This window comes from Fontimonas sp. SYSU GA230001, assembly GCF_040066175.1.
Taxonomy (GTDB): Bacteria; Pseudomonadota; Gammaproteobacteria; order Nevskiales; family Nevskiaceae; genus Solimonas.
Genome location: NZ_JBEAAM010000022.1, coordinates 20505 through 41665, shown reverse-complemented (window position 1 = coordinate 41665; position 21161 = coordinate 20505). Strand labels below are relative to the sequence as shown.

Sequence of the window (21161 nt, the reverse complement as noted above, 5' to 3'; positions counted from 1 at the left end):
CTCTGCGACCACATGCTCCATCAGGCCCGGACTCCGGAATCAGGCGCCGCGGCAGCCCCGCCGGCGCGTTGACTTATGTGAATTATATTATCATAGTAGGCACATAGACTGTAAATACGGTGTTGCCGCAATGGGCGTCGAACAGCGCACCGCGCGACTGACGGTACTGATCGATCCGGACAAGAAGGCGTTGTTCGAGGAACTGTGCGCGCGCGACGACCAGACGCCGTCACAGGTCGTGCGCAGGCTGATCCGCGACTACATCGAGCAGAAGCTGGGGCAGCCGTGGACACCGGGCCAGACCGCGGCAACGGTACTCGGACGCCGGCGCGGCCGGGGCGGCTGATTCCTTCTCGCTGCCGGTCTGCCATCCCGCCGGCCGCTACGAGCACGGCGCGGACATCGCTTGCGTCCGCGACGAAGCGCCGGATGCTGTTACCTCGACCCGACCGTCGGCGATATGCTCGGCCGTGGTTCCGCCAGCCCCCTTCGTCTCGATCGGCCTGGACCTCCGTTTCGATCCCTTCCGCAGACCCTGATGCATCCGGAGACGCCGTGACCCAGAATCCCCGCCGCAAGAAGAGGCGCAGCATGGAAAACGAGGTGATCGTCTCCGTGATCCTGCTCTACCTGTTCATCGCCGTGACCATGCTCGCCGTGCATCATCTGCAGCCGGCGGGACAGGAGACCGTGACTTCGTCGCAGTCGCCCTCCCACGAGCACTTCGCCGCGCCCGCGCTGCAACGGCAGCCGCCGGCACCGGCCACCGCGACCCCCTGACACCCGGACGTCCCCATGATCCGCAACATCACCTTGCACAATGGCCAGATCCTCGTCCGCGACGGCCTGCCGCCGGCGGACGAGGCCACGTCGCCGTTCGTCTGGCTCGACGTCTCGCGCCCCACCGAAGTGGAGCTGGCCGAGATCCGCGGCCGCTACGGCATCAGTCCGCGCAGCGACGCGCCGGGCGTGCTGGAGGAGGGCGACTACCTGTTCGTGCGCACGCTGCTCGCGGCACCCCGCGCCGGCCACGACCCGGACTTCCATCCCGTCACCTTCATTCTCGGCGGGTCGCTGGTCGCCAGCTTCTCTGCCGAACCCTACGCGCCTTTCGAGCTGGCGCTGCAGCGCATGCAGCGCCGCCCGCGCCAGGTGGACGGACCGCGCGACGTGCTGCGGCGGCTGCTGCAGGCCGCCAACGACGCCAGCACGCTGGCGGTCGAGCAGCTGGCCGATGCACTGACCCTGTCGTCGGAGCGCATCACCCAGCTGTCCACGGGCTATAACGAAGCCGGACAGGAGCTCGGCGTCAGCGATCTGACCGACACGATGCTCGAACTCAACGAGCGCGAGGACGTGCTGACGCAGTTCATCGAGGCGCAGCTGACGCTGCATCGTGCCGTGCGCTACCTGAGCGGCGAAGTCGATCACAAGACCGAAGCCGACTTGCAGCAGCTGGTGCATGAACTGCTCGAGGACGTGCGCGGCACCAAGGAGCACGCCGCCTTCGAGCACGAGAAGGTGCGCTACCTGCAGAACGCCGTCACCAACATCCTCAACATCAAGCAGAACCAGATCGTCAAGGTGTTCACGATCATCACCGCCGTGTTCCTGCCGCCGACACTGGTCGGCACGTTCTACGGCATGAACTTCTCGGTCATGCCGGAGCTGTCCTGGGAACACGGCTTTACCTACTCGATGTTGCTGACCCTGCTGTCCGCCGTGCTGCCGCTGATCTACATCAAGCGCCGCGGCTGGCTGCGCTGAAGGGGACCGCGGCGCGCCTCACTTGCCGCCGGGACGGTCGAGTCCGAAGAACGCGCGGATGCGTTCGAGCAGCTTGTCCGGCGCGGCGCGCGGCAGGCTCGCCTGCGCGGCGGCCTCCTCGGCGGCGCGGCTGAGGTCGCCGGCGCGCGCAGCGAGCACACGCGAGACTTCCTCGGCGATCGCCGGACGCGCGCGCAGGATGTGCTCGAAGCCCTTCTTGTCCAGCCGGTAGCATTCGACGTCGGTCTTGGCGGTGACGGTCGCGCGCCGCGGTTCGCCGGTCATCATGCCCATTTCGCCGAACACGGTGCCGGGCGTCAGCGTCGCCAGCAGCTGGCGGCCGTTGTGTCCGGTTTCCAGCCAGACCTCCACGCTGCCGCCGACCAGCAGGTACAGCCAGTGCGCGATGGCACCCTGGCGGGTGATGACCGCGCCCGCGGCGAAGGGCGCATGCACCAGGTAGCCGGCGAGCGCCTCCAGCTCCTCGCGCGTCAGGCTGGCGAACAGTTCGACGCTTTGCAGTGCGTGGATGCGGGCCTCGAGTTCCCGCGCACGCAGCATGCGCTGGTGCGCCTCGTCGTCGGCGACGCGATAGATCACCGACTTGGGCAGGGCCAGCGCGATGCCCGCCCGTTCCAGAGCGGCGCGCAGATGCAGCCGCACGACCGAATCGGTCGCGTCGTCCGGCTGCGGGTCGATCAGCCAGTAGCGCAGCGCATAGCGGTGCTGGCTCGGGCCGAACTCCAGCAGCACGCACTGCGGCGGCGGGTCGGTGGCGACGTTGACGATGTCGGCGTCGCGTACCGCACGCTCGGCGACAGCCAGCACCTGTGCGGGCGGCGTGTCGAAGCCCACCTCGAAGCGCACCCAGCGGCGCCAGCGCACCCGCTCCGTGTCCGGATTGCCGATCACGGTGAAGCGCGACTTCATCAGCGCGCTGTTAGGCACGATCACGGTTTCGCCGTTGCGCGTGCGGATCGCGGTGTGGCGCCAGCGGATGTCGACGACGCGGCCGGACAGGTCGTCGAGCTGGATCCAGTCGCCGACCGTCAGCGAATCGTCCAGTTCGAGGAACAGTCCGCCCAGTACGTTGCCGAGCGTGTCCTGCATCGCGAAGGCCAGCACCGCCGTGATCACGGCCGAGGTCGTCACCAGGCTGCCGAGATCGACGCCGGCCATGCGCAGTCGCACCATGCCCCAGGCCAGCGCGGCGATGACGAGTGCGACGTCTTCGACGATCCGCGGCGTGGTTACGCCGATGCGCGGCAGCAGGGCGCGGAACAGGCCCAGGCCGACCAGCCGGATCAGCGCCAGCCCGGTGGCGAGGATGCCCGCGTTGCGCGTCAGCGGCCCCGCGTGCGGCGCGCCGGCCGCTTCGAGCAGGGCGCCGGCGAGTTCGACCAGCAGGCACAGGCCGAAGAAGATCAGCGCGCCGCGCAGGGACTGGCGATCGGCGGGCGCACCGCGTCGCAGCAGCAGCGCCACGACTGCAGCGACGGCGATCAGGAACGGCAGCTCGGGGCGCGCGAACAGCGCCCAGGCAGCACCCGCGATCGGTGTCATGGACGGTGCAGCCGGCGGTCAGCGCGCGTCGAGCGCGGATTCGATGGCATCCGTCAGGGTCTCCAGCACCTTGATGCGCGCATGGTACTTGTCGTTCGACTCCACCAGCGTCCACGGCGCCTGCGGCGTGCTGGTGCGCTCGATCATGTCGGCGGCGGCGACCTGGTAGGCCTCCCACTTCTCGCGGTTGCGCCAGTCCTCCGGCGTGATCTTGAAGCGCTTGAAGCGCGTCTTCTCGCGCTGGCGGAAGCGCCGCAACTGCTCGGACTTGCTGATCTGCAGCCAGAACTTGGCGACGACCGTGCCGCTGCGCGTCAACTGTTCCTCGAAGTCGTTGATCTCCGAGTACGCGCGCAGCCAGTCGGCCTCGCTGCAGAAGCCTTCGACACGCTCGACGAGCACGCGCCCGTACCAGCTGCGGTCGTAGATGGTGACGCGGCCATGGCGCGGCAGGTGTCGCCAGAAGCGCCACAGGTAGGGTTGCGCGCGCTCCTCGTCGCTGGGTGCGGCGACCGGGATCGTGTGATAGAGCCGCGCGTCGAGCGCCGACGTGATGCGCCGGATCGCGCCGCCCTTGCCGGCGGCGTCCATGCCCTCGAACACGCAGACGACGTTGTGCCCGGAGAAGCGCTTGTGCCGCGTCGCCATCGCCAGGCGGCGCTGCAGCTTGACCAGCCTGCGGCCGTACACCTTCTTGTCCAGCTTCAGGTCCAGATCCATCCGCTGCAGGATGTTCAGGTGATCCGGCGCATGGACGATCGGCGGCGCCTGCGGTCGCGGCCGGCGCCGCTCGACCACCTGCAGGCGCTTGCGCATGGCATCCAAGAGGGCCTGGCCGACGGCGATCGCGCGGTACTCGGGATCCGAGCCCTCGATGACCAGCCACGGCGCATGCGCGCTGCTAGTCTGGCGCAGGGTCTCCTCGCTGATGTTGTAGAAGCGGTCGTAGCGCTTGAGGAAGTCCCAGTCGCGGTCGGTGACGCGCCAGCTCGTCTCGGCGTCCGACTGCAGCGTGCGCAGGCGTTTCTCCTGCTGCTTGCGCGACAGATGGAACCAGAATTTCAGGATCAGGGCGCCCTCGTCGGCGAGCATGCGCTCGAAGCGGTTGATCTCCTCGATCGCACGCACCAGATCGCCGTTACGGTTGCGCTTGAACACGCGGTCGATGATCGGCGCGGTGTACCAGGAGCCGAACAGGATGCCGATGCGTCCCTTCGGCGGCAGCGCGCGCCAGAAGCGCCACATGTACGGCCGCTCGCGCTCCTCGTCGGTCGGCGAGTCGAAGGCGTGAGTGTGGATGTGGCGCGGGTCCATCCACTCGTTGAGCAGATTGACCGTCTCACCCTTGCCGGCACCGCGGACGCCGGATATCAGGACGATGACCGGAAAGCGGCTGTCCTTGAGCAGGTCGTACTGCGCGTCGAGCAGGTCGGCGCGCAGCCCGGGCGCGATGCGCTTGTACTCGCTCTTCGACAGCTTGTGGCCCAGCTCCGCGCTCTCGAACATGCGACCGCCTCCGATGATGCCCCGGCGCGACCGGCCCGTCGCGCGTCCGTCGATTGTGTCGGATGAGGCTTTGCCTTGACCAGGCTGCGGACCTGCTCCGGGGAAAATCCGACCCACCCGATCGAAGCCGTAGTGCGCCAGAAAAAAGTGATAACGAAGGTCACACGAAAACAACAACGTAGCGCGGCGCTCGCCCGATGAGTTGCGTGCAACCAGCCAGAAATGTCGAAACTATGTGACAGTGCTGGTCAGCGGTGCGGATGACGTGAGACCTCTGCACAACCCATCAAATTTTCCGCACCGATGCGAAACGGCGCGCGGAATCGTCGAACTGGGCAGGACGTGACCACGTCACGGCCTTGGCATGGGCGGTTTTCACCGCTTTCGTCCGCGTTTGGCGCATCGCGGACACACCTATCCTGTGGCCGCCAGTGGCGGCGGCATCAGATTGACTGCGCGGCGCAGGTTGTACGCCATCGCCAGCACGTGCGCGTGCACCTGGTTGGCGATCACGCCCAGATACCGGCATCGCGGCATCCGGTTCTTCGCCTTGAACCAGCCTGGCACCCGCTCGATGCCCGCGCGGATCGCCGAGTGCCGCCGGTTGTGCGCGCGATCCGCTTCCGACAGCGGCCGGTTGCGTCGGCCGCGCCTGAGGATGCGATTGTCGATGTCCAGGCTTTCCAGAAAGTCGGCGCGCGCACGGCTGTCGTAGGCTTTGTCGGCATCGACGGCCTGCTCGTCCTGCTGGATCAGGCCGTTCGCCGGTACGCTGTCGTGGACATGCGCCGGCGTGACCGAGACCGCGCGCACCAGGGTGTGCGCTTCATCCGCGGCGATATGCACCTTGAAGCCGTGCACCGGACGATCCTTCATCGCTTGCCAGGTCGCTTCGGGATCGGAGGTGTCGCGCGCGCCCTCCTGCTTCGGCGGGGCTGTGCGCGCGCTCTTGACCACGGTGGCGTCGATCAGTGTGCCGCGCTTGACGATCAGGCCCCGCGCCTCGAACTGCTCGTTGAGCCAGTCCAGCAGGCGCTGCATCAGTCCGGCGTCGGCCAGACGTTGCCGGAAGCGCACCAGGACGGTTTCATCGGGCACGGCATCGGTCAGACTCAGGCCCAGAAAGCGCCGGAACGACAGCCGGTCGCGGCAGGCGTCTTCGCATTGCGGATCGGACAGGCCGTACCACTGCTCCAGCAGCAGCATCTTGAACAGCACCAGCGGCGGGTACGACGGGCGGCCGGTGTGCGCGTACAGCGTGCCCAGCGCCGATTCGATCCGGATCCAGTCCGCCAGACGCTCGACGTCCGCAAGAAAAGCGTTGGAGATCGCCCCAGTCACCGCTTCATCCCCGAACCCAAATTGCCGCCGACGTGTTCCGCGCATCGTTGCCTGTCCTCACTCCCTTACGGTGCACCTTCAGACCAGAGAAATCTTGGCGGGTTTCGCAGCGGGCTCCTACAGTTTCCCGCGAATCAGCTGAGCTTCTCTCGAAACCAGCGTCTAATTGACCCCGGGCCAACACCATGCACGCGCTTGAACGCCTTGCGGAAAGCGGCCTCCGTCTCGTAGCCGACGCGCTCCGCCGCGGTCGCGACCGACATCTGCGGATTGCGCAACAACAGCTCCGCCTGCGTCATCCGCCACCGGGTCAGGTACTCGATTGGTGTCGTGCCGACGAGCTCTGAAAAGCGCTGAGCAAAGCTGGCCCTCGACATTCCACAGATCTGCGCAAGACTCTCTAGTGTCCAGGCGGCGGCGGGTTCGCGATGAATCGCAGCCAGTGCCTTGCGTAGCCGAGCGTCGGCCAGTGCTGCGAGCAGTCCACGCTGATCCGCCAGCTGACCGATGTATTGGCGCACGACCATCACGAACAGCGTGTCGGCCAGCTTGTCGAGCACGGTTCGCGTGCCGATACCTTCGCCCTGCGCTTCCTCCAGTAGCAGCTGACCGATGACTTCGAAATTCCGTCCCGCGGACTCGCGCCGCACGACGATGACCTCCGGCAGTGCGTCGAGGATCGGATTCTTGTCGCCGGCCTGGAACTCGAAGTAACCGCAGACCAGCGTCGTGAACGGGCCTTCGCCGTCCATGGCCATGACGTTCTCTTCGCCGTGCAGCTCCGGCGTGCCCGTCAGCATGTGCCAGGCGTCGTGCGGGAACACGACGAGGTCGCCCCCCTGCAGCGACTCCGGCGCTTTCGTGCCGCGCATGTGGAGCCAACAATTCCCTCGCCCAACGAGGTGGAATGCCGCGCGCTTGTGGCCGGAGGTGCCCATCTGCCAGATCCCGCACAGCTGGGGATGGCCGTAGACGCCGGCACGCAGCTGGTAGGCGTTCAACACGGACGACAACAGGTCGTCCTCTGGACTCTCGGACATAAAACACGGACTCCAAACCGTTCAAGCAGTTGCGCGTGGCGACCTAGTATCGCCGCATTCGACTTGAATGCGAGGTATGGATTCCATGGCGGACGCACACGAATCGCTGGACGCGGTCCGGCACTACTACGGCGAGGTGCTGAGATCGTCTGCGGACCTGCAGACCTCGGCCTGCTGCCTGGCCGACGCGATGCCCCGGCATCTGGCGGCTCTCCTCGGCGACATCCACCCCGAAGTTCGCGACCGCTTCTACGGCTGCGGCTCGCCGCTGCCCTCCGCACTGGACGGCGCGACGGTGCTCGACCTCGGCTGCGGCTCCGGCCGCGACTGCTACCTGCTGTCGCGTCTGGTCGGCGCGCAGGGCCGCGTGATCGGCGTCGACATGACGGACGAGCAACTGGCCGTCGCGCGTCGCCACGTCGGCTATCACGCCGACAAGTACGGCTACGGCAACGTCGACTTCCGCCACGGCTACATCGAGGACCTTGAGGCAGCTGGCATTGCCGACGATTCGGTCGACGTCGTCGTCTCCAACTGCGTGCTGAACCTGTCGCCGGACAAGGCACGCGTATTCCGCGAGATCTTCCGTGTGCTCAAGCCCGGCGGTGAGCTGTACTTCTCCGACGTGTTCGCCGACCGCCGCATCCCGGCGGCGCTGGCCCGCGATCCCCTGTTGCTGGGCGAGTGCCTGGGCGGCGCTCTGTACGTCGAGGACTTCCGCCGGCTGATGGCGCAGGTCGGCTGTCTCGACGCGCGCGTGGTCACCAGCGCGCCGCTGGCGATCAACAATCCGGACATCGAGCGCATGATCGGCTTCGTTCGCTTTCACTCGATGACGATCCGGGCGTTCAAGCTGCCGCTCGAAGACCGCTGCGAGGACTTCGGCGAGGTCGCGACCTATCTGGGCACGCTGCCTGAGCATCCGCACGCCTACGTGCTTGACGATCACCACCGCTTCGAGGCGGGCCGGCCCATGCTGGTCTGCGGCAACACGGCCGACATGCTGCGGCGCAGCCGCTACGCACCGCACTTTCGCGTGACCGGCGACCGGTCCACGCACTTCGGACTGTTCGACTGCAGCACGCCGGCGATCGCACAGACCCCCTCAGTCGGCGCGAAGACCGGCTGCTGCTGATCATGAGTGCTGCATTTCCGCTGGTCGTGGAGACACACGACCCCGTCCCTGCGCGCCACAGCTTCACGCGGACCCTGTGCGAGCGTCGCGTCAACCTGACGCCCCTGAGTATCGACACGCTCCAGGTCAATCTGACCAAGCTGTGCAACCAGGCGTGCCGGCACTGTCACGTCGATGCCTCGCCGGCGCGGACCGAGGCTCTGTCGCGCGAAGGGATCGAGCGCATCGCCGCGATCCTCGCCGCGCATCCGCAGATCCAGACGCTGGACCTGACCGGAGGAGCGCCCGAGCTGCATCCCGACTTCGACTGGCTGGTCGAACGAGCCGCCGCCCTGCACCGCCGGGTGATGGTCCGACACAACCTGACGGTGACCTTCGACGGCCATCCGCAGAGCGGTGCGAGCAAGGCGTATCTGCCCGAGTTCTTTGCGCGCCATCGGGTCGAAGTGGTGTCATCCCTGCCGTACTACCAGGAACTGTTCACGGACAAGCAGCGCGGCAGCGGCGTGTTCGGGAAGAGCATCGACGGTCTCAAGCAGCTCAACGCGCTCGGCTACGGGGCCGAGAACAGCGGCCTGGTCCTCGATCTCGTCTTCAATCCGGTCGGCCCCTACCTGCCGGCGCCCCAGGCGTCGCTCGAAGCCGACTACAAGCGCGTCCTGCTCGCCCAATACGGCGTCGTCTTCAACCGGCTGTTCACGATCACCAACATGCCGATCAATCGCTTTGCCCTGCATCTGCGCAAGGCCGGGCAGTACGACAGCTACATGGACAAGCTGGTCGGCGCCTTCAATCCGTCGGCGGCAGAAAACGCCATGTGCCGCAGCCTGATCAGCGTCGGCCCGGACGGCACGCTGTATGACTGCGACTTCAACCAGCAGCTGGGCATGCCGGTCCAGCGCGACGCCAAACCCCTGACGATTTTCGATTTCGACGCCAAAGAGCTGTTGGCACGCCGCATCCGCGTCGCCAATCACTGCTTCGGCTGCACGGCCGGCGCGGGCTCATCCTGCGGCGGCGCCACCACCTGACGGGATCTCCATGAATCTTCTCAAGTCGATCTTCATCTCCTCGTTCATGACCGCCTTGGTTGCCGCGCTGGGGCTGGCGGCCTGGCGCCTGTTCCAGCTGCCGTCCGACGCGGCGTGGTGGGGCACCGTGATTGCCGCCGGGGTGCCAATGGTCTTCTTCGCGCGCCTGTTTCTCGCGCCGATCGCGCGCACCGAGGCGTCGCTGTGGTGGATGCCCGCGCTGGGCGTGGTCGGGACGCTGGTGGCCGTCGCGCTCGGTGGCTTCGCGCTGCCGGCGGCGATTGCACTGGGCCTTGCCGCGCTGTCGCTGATCTACACGCAGTGGTATTCGCGTTTCGCGCACCGGGAAGCGGGCGTGCTCGCGGTGGGCCGCGGCTTGCCGCCATTCGAGCTGGAGGACATCGAGGGACGCGTTCTGCGATCCGGAGATCTCACCGGCAAGCCGGCGCTGTGGATGTTCTTCCGCGGCAACTGGTGTCCGTTCTGCATGGCGCAGATCCGCGAGGTCGCGGCGCAGTACCGCACGCTGGCGGCCCGCGGTGTCGAGGTCTTCCTGATCAGCCCGCAGCCGCAGGACCACACGGTCGATCTGGCCAAGCGTTTCGATGTGCCGATGCGATTTCTCACCGACCGCGACAACCGCGCCGCCGCCTGCCTGGGCATCCTCGCCGAGAACGGCCTGCCGCTGGGCATGCAGGCGCTGGGCTACGACTCGGACGTGCCGATGCCGACGGTGTTCATCACGTCGAGCGGCGGGCGCGTGGTTTACAGCGACCTGACCGAGAACTACCGCATCCGCCCCGAGCCGGCAGAGTTCCTGGCCGCGCTCGATCGCGCCGGTATCTGAGGCCACGATGGCCAAACGAATCGTCCTGCTGCTTCTGCTCGCCAGCCTCGTCGGTGCCTTCTTCGCGCTCGGGCTGGACCGCTATTTCTCTCTGGAGTACCTGCAGTCCCAGCGCGGTGCGCTGGTTGCGTACCGCGACGCGCAGCCAGTCCTCGTCACCGCGGGCTTCTTCGGCATCTACGTCCTGGTCACGGCGCTGTCGATCCCGGGCGCTGCGGTGCTGACGCTCGCGGCGGGCGCGATCTTCGGTGTCATCTGGGGCACCGTACTGGTGTCGTTCGCGTCGACCGCCGGCGCCACCGGCGCCTTTCTGTTCGCGCGCTACCTGTTCCGTGACGGCATCGAGCGACGCTACGGTGACCGCCTCAAGGCGATCAATGCCGGCATCGCGCGCGACGGCGCTTTCTACCTGTTCACGCTGCGCCTGGTGCCGGCGATCCCGTTCTTCCTGATCAATCTGCTGCTGGGACTGACGCAGATGAGTGCGCGGACCTTCTTCTGGGTCAGCCAGCTCGGCATGCTCGCCGGCACCGTCGTCTATGTGAACGCCGGCACGCAGCTGGCGCAGCTCACGTCGCTGCGCGGCATCCTCTCGCCCGGACTGGTCGGCGCCTTCGTCCTGCTGGGGATCTTCCCGCTGATCGCGCGCAAGCTGGTGGACACGATCAAGGCGCGGCGGGTCTACGCGCCGTATCGCCGGCCCGCGCGTTTCGACCGCAACATGATCGTGATCGGCGGCGGCAGCGGCGGTCTGGTCAGCGCCTACATCGCCGCCACCGTGAAGGCCAAGGTCACGCTGGTCGAAAAGCACAAGATGGGCGGCGACTGCCTGAACACCGGCTGCGTACCCTCGAAAGCGCTGATCCGTTCGGCGAAGTTCGCCAGCCACCTGCAGCGCGCCGGCGAGTTCGGATTCGGGAACGTGTCCGTCAAGCCGGATTTCGCCCGCGTGATGGAACGCGTGCAGTCGGTCGTGCGCACCGTCGAGCCGCACGATTCGGTCGAACGCTTCACCGAGCTGGGGGTCGAAGTGCGCGAAGGCGCCGCGCGACTGGTCGATCCCTGGACGGTCGAGATTGCACTGCATGACGGACGGACCGAGCGTCTGACCGCACGTTCGATTGTCATCGCGGCCGGCGCGCAGCCCTTCGTGCCGCCGATTCCCGGCCTGGCCGAGGCAGGCTACCTGACGTCCGACACGTTGTGGGAACTGCGCGAGCTGCCACGTCGCCTGGTTGTGCTCGGCGGCGGGCCGATCGGCTCGGAGTTGACCCAGGCGTTCGCGCGCCTGGGTGCGCAGGTCACGCAGGTCGAGATGCTGCCGCGCATCCTGCTGCGGGAAGACCCGGAGGTGTCCGAGGCCGTGCGCAGGCGCTTCGTCGCCGAGGGCATCGACGTGCGCGTCGATACCAAGGCCAAGGCGGTCGTCATCGAGAACGGCGAAAAGCTCCTCGTCTGCGAGCATGCCGGAGCGGAAACGCGCATTCCGTTCGACCAGATCATCGTCGCCGTCGGCCGTGTCGCCCGGCTCAAGGGCTACGGACTCGAAGAGCTGGGCGTCAAGACGACGCGCTCGATCGAGGTCAACGAATTCCTGCAGACCAACTTCCCGAACATCTACGCCGTCGGCGATGCCGCCGGTCCTTACCAGTTCACGCACACGGCGTCGCACATGGCCTGGTACGCGGCGGTCAACAGCCTGTTCGAGCCGCTGCTGGCGCTGCGCGGTGGCAAGTTCAAGGTCGACTATTCGGTGATTCCGTGGGCGACGTTCACCGAGCCGGAGGTCGCTCGCGTCGGCCTCAACGAGACCGAGGCGAAGGAACGCAACATCCCGTACGAAGTCACGACGTTCGACATCGAGGAGCTGGATCGGGCGATCGCCGACGGCGAGGCGCACGGCCTGGTCAAGGTGCTCACGGTGCCGGGCAAGGACCGCATCCTCGGCGTGACCCTCGTCGGCGAGCATGCGGGCGACCTGATCGCCGAGTACGTACTGGCGATGCGTCACGGCATCGGCCTGAGCAAGATCCTCGGCACGATTCACATCTACCCGACGCTGGCCGAGTCGAGCAAGTACGTGGCCGGACAATGGAAGGCCGCGCACAAGCCGGAACGCTTGCTCCGCTGGGTAGAGCGCTTCCACGCTTGGCGAAGAGGTTGATCGATGAAGCACTGGATCAGGAGACTGCTGATGATCGCGACCCTCACTGCGGCCGGCGGCGCGTCGGCGCTTGATCACCGCTACGACAGCTACGGTCGTCTGCTCGGTCAGCACGTGCACTGGGTCGCGTCCGGGCACGCCAGCGTCGTCGACTACGACGGCCTGCGCCGTGATCGGGCCGCGCTCACGGCCACGCTGGCCGACTTTTCGAAAGTCACGCAGTCCGAGTTCGACGGCTGGACACGCGCCCGGCAGATGGCCTTCCTGATCAACGCCTACAACGGCTTCACGCTGGACCTGATCCTGAGCAAGTACCCGGACCTGAAGTCGATTCGCGACCTGGGCTCTCTGCTGCGCTCGCCGTGGAAACAGCCGTTCTTCCAGCTGCTCGGCGATACGCGCACGCTCGACTGGGTCGAGCACGACACGCTGCGTCCGCGCTACCGCGATCCGCGCGTGCACTTCGCGGTCAACTGCGCCTCGATCGGCTGCCCGGCGCTGCGCCCGGAACCGTATACGGCCGGGCAACTCGATGCGCAGCTGGACGATCAGCAGCGCCGCTTCCTGTCCGACCGGACGCGAAACCGCTACAACGCCGCGGATGGCGCGCTCTACCTCTCGCAGATCTTCCGTTGGTATGGCGACGACTTCGCCGGGAACGGACAGACGCTGCAGGACTGGCTGTCCAGTCAGGCGACACTGCTCGCCGACAGCGACGCCGACCGGCAGAAGTTGCGCAGCGGCACGTTCCGGATCGAGCATCTGTCCTATGACTGGATGCTCAATGCGAAACCGCGGGGCCGGTAACACAGCCCCATGAGCGCGGCGATCGGCATTCTGGCCAGAGCACCGGTTTCCGGCTTGAGCAAGACGCGGCTGATTCCCGCGATCGGCGCCAGCCGTGCCGCCCGACTGCAGCGCCATCTCATCGACCGCACCCTGTCGACCGCATGCGAAGCGGGCGTCGATCGTGTCGTGCTGTATACGGAGGGAGATTCCGGCGACGGCTTCGGGAACGACCTGCGCCGCCGCTATCCCATCGGCGTTCGGCCCCAGCGTGGTGCCGATCTGGGAGCCCGCATGGCGGATGCGATGTGCGCTCTGCTGGCCGCCCACTCGCGCGCCGTCCTCATCGGCACCGACTGCCTGACGCTGACGCCCCTGGATCTCAGCGACGCTGCGGCGGCTCTGACGCAAACCCGTATGGTGTTTGCGCCTGCCGAAGATGGCGGTTACGTGCTGGTCGGCGCCCGCACGTTCCCCGAATCGGTTTTTCAGAACATCGCCTGGGGCGGGACGACCGTCATGTCCGACACGCGGCGTCGGCTCCGGGATGCCGGCTGGGCATTCGGGCGCGACTGGACCGAACGGGACACGCATTGGGATATCGATCGTCCCGCGGATCTGCGGCGAGCCGTGGCTGCCGGCCTTCTCGATTCCTCATGGGAGATTGGGCGCGACATGCCTGTCTCGCGCGCTCATCCAGTGGAGACTTGATATGCCTTATCACGCCGTTCCCCTTGCATCGATCACTATGCCGGCGCGCCTGCCGCGGCGGATCGTGGTCGACGGGCTGCACCTGACGGATGACGATTCAGCACGGGCCGTGATGACCGACTTTGCTCACGTCCAGCCGGTGGGCGTCGCGCGCGACCGGCATATCGACGACGCGCTGCAGGACATGATCCAGGCCGGCGTGCGCTCGCTACTCGTGATCGCCGAAGGCGTCGTGATTGGACTGATCACGTCTTACGACATCCAGGGCGAAAAGCCGATCCAGTTCCTGCAGGGGACCGACTGCATCCATGAGAGTTGCCTGCACCGCGACGTGCTCGTCGACGACATCATGGTGCGCTGGGAAGCATTGCCGAAACTCTCGCTGGATGCGCTGGGCCGCCAACGGGTCGGCGACCTTCGGCTCACGTTCGCGCAGCATCCCGAGTGGATGCACCTGCTCGTGATCGAGACGCAGGACGACGGGGCCTGTTTCGTACGCGGCATCGTGTCGCGGACACGCCTCGAGCGGCTCACTGACCTTCAGAAGGTGGCGGCATGAGACTTCGAACGATCCGGGCGGTGACCGTTACCGCGGCTGTCCTGTGCTGCGCCCTGTCACTGTCAGCGGCGGCCGAGTCCCCGCTCGAAGCCGCGATCAGCGGAAAGCACCGCACGCTCGACTTCGTGCAGCGCGACGCGGCGCGGCATCCGCTGGAGACACTGACATTCTTCGGCATCGAGCCCGGCATGACCGTGGTCGAGATCTGGCCGGGGGCCTCGGGCTGGTATACGGAGATCCTCGCGCCGCTGCTGCGAACACACGGCCACCTGTACGCGGCGCACTTCAATAGCGATTCGACTTCACAGTTTTACCGCGAAAGCCGTGCGGATTTCGAGGTCAAGCTCACTACGAACCCGGCCGTCTACGACCAGGTCGTCGTCACCAGCTTCAATCCGCCGGCGCATGCCGACATCGCCCCGCCAGGCAGCGCCGATCGGGTGGTGACCTTCCGCAACGTGCACAACTGGTACATGCGCGGCGGCGGCGATGACAGGGTCGTTGCAGCATTCCAGGCGATGTTTCGGGCGTTGAAGCCCGGCGGCGTGCTGGGAGTCGTTGACCATCGCCTGCCGGCGAGTCGTCCGCTCACCGATCAGGAGGACAGCGGCTACATGCGCGAGGACTACGTCATCGCCATGGCGCAGCGCGCCGGCTTCGTGCTGGCCGCAAAGTCCGAGATCAACGCCAACCCGCGGGACACGGCCGACCACCCGAAAGGCGTGTGGACCTTGCCGCCGACCCTGCGTCTGGGCGAGGTCGACCGCGACAAGTACCTGGCGATCGGCGAGAGCGATCGCATGACTCTGAAGTTCGTCAAACCCAAGTCGTAACGCACCATGCCTCGGATGTTCTCCTCGATGCGGCTTGCGCTGGCACTCGTCGGTCTGGCGCTGTCGGCCTGCAGCAAGCCATCCGCACCCGCGTCGTCCGATCCCGACCGCCTTCAGGGCAAGCTCGTCGTCACCGGATCGAGCACGGTCGCGCCGTTGGCAGCGGAGATCGGCAAGCGCTTCGAGTCGCTGCATGCCGGCGTGCGTGTGGACGTGCAGACCGGCGGCTCGTCGCGCGGCATCGCCGACGCGCGTCAGGGGCTCGCCGACATCGGCATGGCCTCGCGCGCGCTCAAGCCCGAGGAGGCAGACCTTCACGGCTTTGCGATCGCGCGCGACGGCATCGCGGTGATTCTCAACGCTGCCAATCCGGTCGCGACACTGACGGACGCGCAGGTCGTTGCGATCTACACCGGTCGCATCGCCCGCTGGACCGAAGTCAGCGGCAATGACGCGCCGATCACGGTGGTCAACAAGGCGGAGGGGCGCTCCACTCTGGAATTGTTCCTGCACTACTTCAAGCTCGAGTCGCCTGCCGTGAAAGCGCACGTGGTCATCGGCGACAACGAGCAGGGCATCAAAACGGTGGCCGGCAATCCGGACGCGATCGGCTATGTCTCGGTCGGCGCCGCCGAATACAGCGCGACCCACGGTGTGCCGGTGAAGCTGCTGCCGATGAAGGGCATCGCCGCGTCCATCGCCACGGTCAAGGACGGCAGCTTTCCGTTGTCGCGACCGCTGAACCTGGTGACGAAGGCCGAGCCCGCGGGGCTGGCCAAAGCGTATATCGACTATGCGCGTTCACCGGCCGTCCACGACCTCGTGGAGAAACTGTACTTTGTTCCGCTGGAACCCTGATCGCGTCCTCGCCGTCGGCCTGCGCCTATGCGCTGCGGGCGCGGCGGCGATCGTGCTGCTGATCGCGGCGTTTGTCGTCGTGGAGTCGTGGCCTGCGCTGCGGCATCTGGGTATCGGACGCTTCGTGACCGACCCCTCCTGGCATCCAACGGCCCGGGCGGCTCAGGGCACATTCGACTTGCTGCCGATGGTCTGGGGAACGCTGTGGGCGACGGCGGGCGCCGTGCTGCTGGCAACGCCGCTGGGCGTGCTGTCGGCGCTCTTCGTTCACCACTACGCCGCACGGCTCGCCGCCCGCGTATACCGGCGGATGATCGAGCTGCTGGCCGGCATCCCGTCGGTCGTCTACGGATTCTGGGGTCTGGTCGTGCTGGTGCCGCTGATTCGCGCCCTGTATCCGCCCGGTCCGAGCCTGCTGGCCGGCATCCTGATTTTGACGCTGATGATTCTGCCGACGATCGCGCTGATGGCGGACGCGGCGATCGCGGCCGTCCCCGCGGCGCAGCTGAGGGCCGCCGCGGCGCTGGGCCTTTCGCGCGGACGCACCGTGGTCGGCGTCGTGCTGCCGGCGGCGCGTTCGGGCCTGCTGACCGGCGTCGTGCTCGGCACCGGCCGCGCGATTGGCGAGACGATGGCGGTGCTGATGGTCTGCGGCAACGTCGTGCAGACGCCGGACTCGCTGTTCGATCCCGTGCGCACGCTGGCGGCCAACATCGCGCTGGAGATGGCCTATGCGCTGGGTGACCACCGATCGGCGCTGTTCGTCAGCGGGCTCGTGCTGCTGGCGTTGATCGCTGCGCTGACCGCCATCGCGGCGCATCTGCGGCCGCAGGCGGTGGCGCATGCCTAGATTCGATGCGCTGCTCGTACACGGTGCCGCGCTGACAGTCGCCGTTTTGTTCTGCTGGCTGCTGGGCGATCTGGCCTGGCATGGACTCGCCCACATCGACTGGGCATTCCTGACCGAACCGCCGCGCGACGCCGGTCGCGCCGGCGGCATCGGTCCGATCCTGGTCTCCACGGGCCTGATCCTCGCGGTCTGCCTTGCGGTCAGCGTGCCGCTGGGTGTCGGAGCCGCGGTCTTCCTGTCCGAGTACACGTCCAGCGCATCGGCGTTCGGCCGCGCGGTCGAGCACAGCCTGGACGTGCTTGCCGGCATTCCGTCGATCGTGTTCGGGCTGTTCGGCAATGCGTTCTTCTGCATCGTCCTGGGGCTGGGCTTTTCGATCCTGTCCGGCGGTCTCACGCTGGCCTGCATGGTGCTGCCGATCCTGATCCGCGCGACCGAAGAAGGCTTGCGCGCGGTGCCGACCGACGTGCGCCACGGCGCCGCCGCGCTGGGGTTGTCGCGGACGCGCACGCTGTTCGGCCTGCTGCTGCCGGCCGCAGCGCCGGGGCTGGTCGTCGGCCTGGTGCTGGGCATCGGCCGCGCCCTCGCGGAGACCGCGGCGCTGATCTTCACCAGCGGCGATGTCGACCGCATGCCTGAGTCGCTGCTGGACTCCGGTCGCGCGCTGTCGCTGCACATCTTCGACCTGTCGATGAACATCAGCGGCGGCAACGCGAACGCCTATGCGTCGGCTGTCGTGCTCGTCGTCCTGCTGCTCGCGATCAATCTGACCGCGTCCTCGCTGGCCGATCGCTGGCTGCACCGCCGGAGTCTTGTCGCATGACTGTCGCCGCTTCGCCGTGCTGCTCCGCGCCTCAGGCGGCGCCTGTCACCCGGCCCGTGATGGAGATCGAGAATCTGGGCCTGGCCTACCAGGGTCGCTGGGCATTTCGTGACGTCTGCCTGCAGATTCCCGCGAACACCGTGACCGCACTGATCGGCCCTTCCGGCTGCGGCAAGACCAGTTTCCTGTCGTGCCTGAACCGGCTCAGCGACCTGATTCCCGGATGCACGACCGAAGGCAGCGTGCGACTGCACGGACGCGATGTCCGCGACAAGGCTGTCGACGTCGTCGCGCTGCGCCGCCAGGTCGGCATGATCTTCCAGAAGCCCAATCCGTTCCCGCTGTCGATCCGCCGCAATATCGAGCTGCCGCTGCTCGAAATCGGCGTCCGTCGACGCAGCGAAGTCGATGCCGTCGTCGAGCGCGCGCTGAGCGAAGTCGGCCTTTGGGACGAGGTCAAGGACCGGCTGCATGCGCCGGCGCAGGCCCTGTCCGGCGGCCAGCAGCAGCGCCTGTGCATCGCCCGTGCACTGACACTGCAACCCGAGCTGCTGCTGATGGACGAGCCCTGCAGCGCGCTCGATCCGATCGCGTCGAGTGTCGTCGAAGATCTGATCGCGCAGTTGAAGCAGCGCTACAGCGTTCTGATCGTGACCCACAACCTCGCGCAGGCCCGGCGCATCTCGGACCGTTGCGGCGTGTTCTGGGTACGCGGCGGCACCGGCGGGTTGGTCGAGTGCGGCGAGACCGGCTGCATCTTCGAATGTCCATCGGATCCAGTCACGGCGGCCTACGTCCAGGGGCGGCGCGGATGAACCGAAATGTTCTGCGAACGGTGCTCGCGCCCGCACACCTGCGCCGCACCGGACTGATCGCGCTGATCGTCGGCAGCTGGCTGACTGCTTTCAATCAGGGCGATGCGCTCCTCGCCGGCGCCTGGAGCGGCCGGCTTGCGCTCAAGGTATTCCTGAACTACCTGACGCCTTTCGTCGTCGCCAACCTGGGTCTGCTGTCGCGGCACGCAACGCCAAGCTCCGATTCCCGCGGAAACGAAGAGCCATAGGCAGCACGGCGCTCAAAGTGCCGCGTGATTATTAACAAACCTCAGCCGAGGCTCGGGAAATGAGCCTGCTGGCTGGGAAGATGGCGCCATGGTTCTGACGGAGATGCCGACCATGGCGATGAATCGAGTGCAGTTTCAACCCGGACTGTCGATGGCGGAGTTCATCCGGCGATACGGCAGCCAGCGCCAGTGCGAGCAGGCGCTGATCGCGGCGCGCTGGCGGGACGGATTTCGCTGCCCGCAGTGCGGGGACAGCCGGTCGAGCACCTTCGAGCGGGATGGCCGGCACTACTGGCAGTGCTGCCGCTGCCGACGCCAGACGACGGCCACGGCCGGCACCATCTTCGCGGCGACCAAGCTGCCGCTGACGACCTGGTTTCTGGCGATGCACCTGCTGACCCAGTCGAAGAACAACGTCTCGGCCCTGGAGCTGCGCCGGCATCTGGGGGTGTCGTATGTCACCGCCCTGATGATCAAGCACAAGCTCATGCAGGTCATGGCTGATCGTGAGCAGGGCCTTGTTCTGACAGGGCGTATCGAGATCGACGACGCCTACCTGGGCGGCGAGCATCCGGGCACGCCGGGGCGTGGATCGCCCAACAAGGTGCCGTTTATCGCCGCCGTCCAGACCAGCCCGGACGGCAAGCCGCAGAAGGTTTGCTTCAAGGCCATGCGCTTCACCAAGGCCGGCATCCAGGACTGGGCGCACCGCGCCATCGATCCCGACGCCGTGGTCGTCAGTGACGCGCTGCCCAGCGTCAAGGCTGGACTCGCTGGCGTGGCTTTCATCACCATGCCAGTCTGAGCATTGCCGCCTACGGCTTCCTGCTCGCCGAACGACTCACCGGATACAAGCCCGGCTCCCAAAAAACCGCATTCGACGTCAAGCGCCTGGCGTACCCGACGATTACGTCCCGCGCGGTGCTGCGCAGAGCACAGCTCCACGTGCCGGACTCGATCCCCACGCTGCGCCATCGGCTCAGCGTCATCCTCGCCGCGCGCGTGCCCCGATGTTTGTGCTGCGGCAGGTGTCGGGTCAATCTACTCTTATGACACAGTACGACTAGGCGTTTTTCGGGGCCGAGTACAGGGAGGTGATCAAGGGACAACGGAGTCGTCCCTTCGTAGACTCGCAGCGAGCCAACAACGCCGCCAGTGCCGACTCGATGCGACGCAGGTCCGCAAGTCTCTGCCGCACATCTGCGAGCCGGCGGTCGCCGAGCTGCCGCGCTTCGCGGCAGTGCGTTCCATCCTCCAGCTTGAGCAGCTCGGCAACCTCGTCGAGCGTAAAACCAAGTGCCTGCGCCTGGCGGATGAAGCGCAGCCGCGCGACGTGATCGTCGTCGTAGCGGCGGATGCTGCGTGCGGGACGCTCCGGCTTGTCAACGAGGCCACGGCGCTGGTAGTAGCGGATCGTCTCCACGTGAACGCCGGAGCGCTGCGCGAGTGCGCCGATCGTGTAGGTCTGCGCCATGTTGACTCCGTAGTCGACTACGGAGATAGGGTAACCTCACCGAATCCCCGGAGACAGCCGCAGTGCCGCCCATCATCAAAGTATCGATAGCATGGATATCGCGTCTCGGCGACAAAGCCGGTGCCATGTCGTCAGTCGTTTCCGCCATGGGTTGTGCGATGTGTTTTCCCGCAATTGCCGGTTTGGGCGCGGCCATCGGCCTGGGCTTCCTGAGTCGCTGGGAAGGCATGCTCATCAACACGCTGCTGCCGCTGTCCGCGTGGCTGGTTCTGGGACTCAACGCGCTGGGCTGGGTTGCGCACCGGCAATGGCATCGCAGCCTGATCGGCATGCTCGGACCAACCCTGTTGCTGCTGTCGCTCTACCCTTGGTTCAAGTACGGCTGGAGCGCAAAGGTCACATACGCCGCGCTCGCCCTCATGGTCGCGGTGTCGGTGTGGGATGTGTGGTCTCCGGCCAGCCGGCACTGCGAGGACAGTCACTGCGGTCGAGCTTCCGCATGACGGCGATCGTGCTTGAGTCCGTGATCACCTGTCCGCACTGCGGGTTCGCGCGGCAGGAAACGATGCCGACTGACGCCTGCCAGTTCTTCTACGAATGCCGTCAGTGCAAGGCGCTGCTGCGCCCAAAGCCGGGCGACTGCTGCGTGTTCTGTTCGTACGGCTCGGTGAAGTGCCCTCCGGTCCAGCAGGCACGAGGGTGCTGCAGCACGCCCGACGCGACACCGGGACGCTGAATCGCGGAACAATCCGCCATCACTGCCGGGGGCCATCTCATGAACACTCAAGACACTGTGACACTCGACCAGTG

At 66.7% G+C, this 21161-nt stretch carries 23 protein-coding genes and 2 pseudogenes; 20 read left to right on the top strand and 5 right to left on the bottom strand.

The window, feature by feature from the left end:
* Positions 1-130 precede the first annotated feature (130 nt).
* From AAG565_RS12020 to AAG565_RS12010, 3 genes are all read left to right on the top strand, one after another.
* Positions 131-346 (top strand): ribbon-helix-helix protein, CopG family, encoded by a 216-nt coding sequence (locus AAG565_RS12020; protein WP_348819836.1) that lies wholly within the window; start codon positions 131-133, stop codon positions 344-346.
* 209 nt (positions 347-555) lie between these two features.
* Entirely contained in the window at positions 556-780 is a 225-nt protein-coding gene (locus AAG565_RS12015) for a hypothetical protein (RefSeq protein ID WP_348819835.1), read from the top strand.
* Positions 781-795: 15 nt separating this feature from the next.
* The gene (locus AAG565_RS12010) at positions 796-1767 is read left to right on the top strand and encodes a CorA family divalent cation transporter (RefSeq protein WP_348819834.1); all 972 of its coding nucleotides are present in this window, start codon (positions 796-798) and stop codon (positions 1765-1767) included.
* 18 nt (positions 1768-1785) lie between these two features.
* On the opposite strand, the gene AAG565_RS12005 is transcribed toward AAG565_RS12010, so the two are convergent.
* From AAG565_RS12005 to AAG565_RS11990, 4 genes are all read right to left on the bottom strand, one after another.
* A complete protein-coding gene (locus AAG565_RS12005) occupies positions 1786-3330 on the bottom strand; it encodes a mechanosensitive ion channel family protein (protein WP_348819833.1) in 1545 nt (514 codons plus the stop codon).
* Between the two features lie 18 nt (positions 3331-3348).
* Entirely contained in the window at positions 3349-4836 is a 1488-nt protein-coding gene (pap, locus tag AAG565_RS12000; protein ID WP_348819832.1) for a polyphosphate:AMP phosphotransferase, read from the bottom strand.
* Between the two features lie 414 nt (positions 4837-5250).
* The gene (locus AAG565_RS11995) at positions 5251-6177 is read right to left on the bottom strand and encodes an IS5 family transposase (protein WP_348819831.1); all 927 of its coding nucleotides are present in this window, start codon (positions 6175-6177) and stop codon (positions 5251-5253) included.
* Between the two features lie 134 nt (positions 6178-6311).
* Complete coding sequence (locus tag AAG565_RS11990; protein WP_348819830.1) at positions 6312-7217, bottom strand: AraC family transcriptional regulator; 906 nt, start codon at positions 7215-7217, stop codon at positions 6312-6314.
* A gap of 85 nt (positions 7218-7302) precedes the next feature.
* Between AAG565_RS11990 and AAG565_RS11985 the strand changes: the two genes are divergently transcribed.
* The 15 genes and pseudogenes from AAG565_RS11985 to AAG565_RS11915 form a co-directional block, all read left to right on the top strand.
* The gene (locus AAG565_RS11985; RefSeq protein ID WP_348819829.1) at positions 7303-8352 is read left to right on the top strand and encodes a methyltransferase domain-containing protein; all 1050 of its coding nucleotides are present in this window, start codon (positions 7303-7305) and stop codon (positions 8350-8352) included.
* A 2-nt stretch (positions 8353-8354) separates the two neighbouring features.
* Positions 8355-9383 (top strand): arsenosugar biosynthesis radical SAM (seleno)protein ArsS, encoded by a 1029-nt coding sequence (gene arsS / locus AAG565_RS11980; RefSeq protein WP_348819828.1) that lies wholly within the window; start codon positions 8355-8357, stop codon positions 9381-9383.
* 10 nt (positions 9384-9393) lie between these two features.
* Positions 9394-10230 (top strand): peroxiredoxin-like family protein, encoded by an 837-nt coding sequence (locus AAG565_RS11975; protein ID WP_348819827.1) that lies wholly within the window; start codon positions 9394-9396, stop codon positions 10228-10230.
* Between the two features lie 7 nt (positions 10231-10237).
* Positions 10238-12394, top strand: a complete 2157-nt coding sequence (locus tag AAG565_RS11970; protein WP_348819826.1) for an FAD-dependent oxidoreductase — start codon at positions 10238-10240, stop codon at positions 12392-12394.
* Positions 12395-12424: 30 nt separating this feature from the next.
* Positions 12425-13201: a DUF547 domain-containing protein gene (locus AAG565_RS11965; protein ID WP_348819825.1), complete on the top strand. Its 777-nt coding sequence runs from the start codon at positions 12425-12427 to the stop codon at positions 13199-13201.
* A gap of 9 nt (positions 13202-13210) precedes the next feature.
* Positions 13211-13891, top strand: coding sequence for a TIGR04282 family arsenosugar biosynthesis glycosyltransferase (locus AAG565_RS11960; protein ID WP_348819824.1), 681 nt, complete (start codon positions 13211-13213; stop codon positions 13889-13891).
* Position 13892: 1 nt separating this feature from the next.
* Entirely contained in the window at positions 13893-14450 is a 558-nt protein-coding gene (locus AAG565_RS11955; RefSeq protein ID WP_348819823.1) for a CBS domain-containing protein, read from the top strand.
* Positions 14447-15283: a methyltransferase gene (locus AAG565_RS11950; RefSeq protein WP_348819822.1), complete on the top strand. Its 837-nt coding sequence runs from the start codon at positions 14447-14449 to the stop codon at positions 15281-15283. Before AAG565_RS11955 ends, AAG565_RS11950 begins: the two co-directional genes overlap by 4 nt.
* Positions 15284-15289: 6 nt before the next feature.
* A complete protein-coding gene (locus tag AAG565_RS11945; RefSeq protein ID WP_348819821.1) occupies positions 15290-16141 on the top strand; it encodes a phosphate ABC transporter substrate-binding protein in 852 nt (283 codons plus the stop codon).
* The gene (gene pstC / locus AAG565_RS11940; protein WP_348819820.1) at positions 16122-16991 is read left to right on the top strand and encodes a phosphate ABC transporter permease subunit PstC; all 870 of its coding nucleotides are present in this window, start codon (positions 16122-16124) and stop codon (positions 16989-16991) included. The genes AAG565_RS11945 and pstC overlap by 20 nt, the downstream gene beginning before the upstream one ends.
* A complete protein-coding gene (gene pstA, locus AAG565_RS11935; protein ID WP_348819819.1) occupies positions 16984-17814 on the top strand; it encodes a phosphate ABC transporter permease PstA in 831 nt (276 codons plus the stop codon). The genes pstC and pstA overlap by 8 nt, the downstream gene beginning before the upstream one ends.
* A 59-nt stretch (positions 17815-17873) precedes the next feature.
* The gene (locus AAG565_RS11930) at positions 17874-18629 is read left to right on the top strand and encodes a phosphate ABC transporter ATP-binding protein (protein WP_348819818.1); all 756 of its coding nucleotides are present in this window, start codon (positions 17874-17876) and stop codon (positions 18627-18629) included.
* A complete protein-coding gene (locus AAG565_RS11925; RefSeq protein ID WP_348819817.1) occupies positions 18626-18877 on the top strand; it encodes a hypothetical protein in 252 nt (83 codons plus the stop codon). Before AAG565_RS11930 ends, AAG565_RS11925 begins: the two co-directional genes overlap by 4 nt.
* A gap of 112 nt (positions 18878-18989) precedes the next feature.
* A pseudogene (locus AAG565_RS11920) lies at positions 18990-19655 on the top strand (IS1595 family transposase); the annotation flags it as partial.
* A pseudogene (locus AAG565_RS11915) lies at positions 19652-19944 on the top strand (IS701 family transposase); the annotation flags it as partial. The pseudogenes AAG565_RS11920 and AAG565_RS11915, both read left to right, overlap by 4 nt.
* On the opposite strand, the gene merR reads toward AAG565_RS11915, so the two are convergent.
* Positions 19941-20351 carry an Hg(II)-responsive transcriptional regulator gene (gene merR / locus AAG565_RS11910; protein WP_348819816.1) on the bottom strand — a complete coding sequence of 137 codons (411 nt, stop codon included), beginning with the start codon at positions 20349-20351 and terminating at the stop codon, positions 19941-19943. The pseudogene AAG565_RS11915 and the gene merR overlap by 4 nt on opposite strands.
* Positions 20352-20437: 86 nt before the next feature.
* On the opposite strand from merR, the gene merC reads away from it, so the two are divergent.
* On the top strand, positions 20438-20854 hold the full coding sequence (merC, locus tag AAG565_RS11905; RefSeq protein WP_348819859.1) for an organomercurial transporter MerC: 417 nt from the start codon (positions 20438-20440) through the stop codon (positions 20852-20854).
* The gene (locus AAG565_RS11900; protein WP_348819815.1) at positions 20851-21087 is read left to right on the top strand and encodes a GDCCVxC domain-containing (seleno)protein; all 237 of its coding nucleotides are present in this window, start codon (positions 20851-20853) and stop codon (positions 21085-21087) included. Before merC ends, AAG565_RS11900 begins: the two co-directional genes overlap by 4 nt.
* Positions 21088-21161 lie beyond the last annotated feature (74 nt).